We start from the raw sequence: 418 nt of genomic DNA, 5'->3' as shown, positions 1-418 counted from the left end.
ACTCAACAGCCAAAACAAAGGAGTGACAAGCTTTGTTACCTCAATGATTAGCCTATTTGCTTCAAATCATCAAGACCCAATATCAAATCATTGTGTATCTCATGGGTGTGATCGTGGGAAAATCCCTGAATCGTAAGGACTTGGACGAACCCGTCCAAAAACCGTACCGAAAACTTCAGATCGATGACCTTCCGATCATCGATGTACCGGAAACCCTTGATTACCGGAAGTTGTTGGCGGACTACGAAGCCCAGCACGGACGTCCTTTGCGGCCCATCCAGCGCCGCGCGAAGGCGAAACACCGTGTTCCGGATTCGTTGACCTGCCCTCGCTGCCAGGCTCCCTCTTCTTACCTGTACGCCAATAACGGCGGAAAAGGGCAATACCAATGCAAAGTGTGCCAGTGCCGGTTCAACCA

At 50.7% G+C, this 418-nt stretch carries 1 pseudogene; it reads left to right on the top strand.

Annotated features, from left to right (window positions below):
• Positions 1–101: 101 nt before the first annotated feature.
• A pseudogene (locus tag VU18_RS20875) lies at positions 102–418 on the top strand (hypothetical protein); the annotation flags it as partial.

It is taken from the genome of Geobacillus sp. ZGt-1 (assembly GCF_001026865.1).
Taxonomy (GTDB): Bacteria; Bacillota; Bacilli; order Bacillales; family Anoxybacillaceae; genus Geobacillus; species Geobacillus thermoleovorans.
Note: the sequence above shows the minus strand (reverse complement) of the source record. Positions and strands in the feature narration are given on the sequence as shown.